The sequence below is a fragment of the Variovorax sp. P1_H12_2 genome (assembly GCF_056405335.1).
Window position 1 is genome coordinate 1 of the sequence record NZ_JBFUCI010000754.1, and the last position, 1,242, is coordinate 1,242.

The window sequence follows — 1,242 nt, forward strand, 5'->3', positions numbered from 1 at the left end:
GCACAATGGCTCTCAGTCATTCTCAAAAAAAAGGTGAGGCAAAATGATTACGCGTTGGTTGAGTGGCTAAACGCGTCATTCAACGGGCTGAACCAACGCATTGTCACATAGCCAGACTATGAGATGATTTCCTTAGGAAATACCAAACGAGTGTGTTGCTCGGCCGTTAACGGATTCGACAATCGCCCAAGATAATCACAATTCAGCCCGAGTTTTAGTGTTGGCTGTAAATGAATGACGAAGCCGGCACAACCCTAAATATGTTCAACGATAAATCCATCTTAATTACAGGCGGAACTGGCTCTTTCGGGCAAAAGTACGTCGAAATACTTTTGGCAAGATTTAAACCCAAAAGGGTAGTAATTTTTTCTCGTGACGAGCTTAAGCAATATGAGATGGCACAAAGATTTGACGCGCCTTGCATGCGTTATTTTTTGGGTGATATTCGCGACTTGTCACGCCTGCATCGAGCGTTTGAAGGTATTGACATCGTGGTTCATGCTGCCGCCCTCAAACAGGTTCCCGCTGCAGAGTACAACCCCTTCGAGTACATAAAAACCAACGTACTGGGCGCTCAGAACGTTATTGAGGCCTGTCTTGATTCTCAAGTTAGTCGGGTGGTAGCTTTGTCCACCGACAAAGCAGCGGCCCCGATCAACCTCTACGGTGCTACAAAGCTTTGCTCTGACAAGCTTTTTATCGCCGCCAATAACATTCGCGGCCTGCGAGATATCCGATTTTCTGTTGTACGGTATGGCAACGTCATGGGAAGCCGGGGCTCGGTCATTCCCTTCTTTATCGGCCAGCGCTCAAAAGGCTTTTTCCCGATCACGGACCCGGCGATGACACGCTTCAACATATCAATAGAAGATGGCGTCGAGATGGCCCTCTGGAGTCTCGAAAACGCCCGCGGTGGTGAAATTCTGGTGCCCAAGATCCCGTCGTACCGAATTACAGACGTAGCTACTGCGCTTGACCCGAACTGCGAACAACGCATCATTGGAGTTCGTCCCGGGGAAAAAATCCATGAAGAAATGATTACCGAAAGTGACAGTTCGAATACGGTAGATCTCGGTAAATATTACGCCATCCTGCCCGTCGGGGCCGACTACACGCTGCGCGATTATTGCGCCCAGGCGAATGCAAGGCCGGTCAACAGCGGGTTCAGGTACGACAGCGGCACGAACCCCGACTTCTTGTCCGTAGCACAGCTTAGGCGGCTGATAGCAATGCAAGTACCCC

1 protein-coding gene is annotated in these 1,242 nt (G+C 49.8%); it reads left to right on the forward strand.

The genetic code is table 11. The annotated features are described in order from the left end of the window. Positions 1 to 260: 260 nt before the first annotated feature. On the forward strand, positions 261 to 1,242 hold a 982-nt coding region (pseB, locus tag AC1D2K_RS34875), incomplete at its 3' end, for a UDP-N-acetylglucosamine 4,6-dehydratase (inverting) (RefSeq protein WP_478095019.1).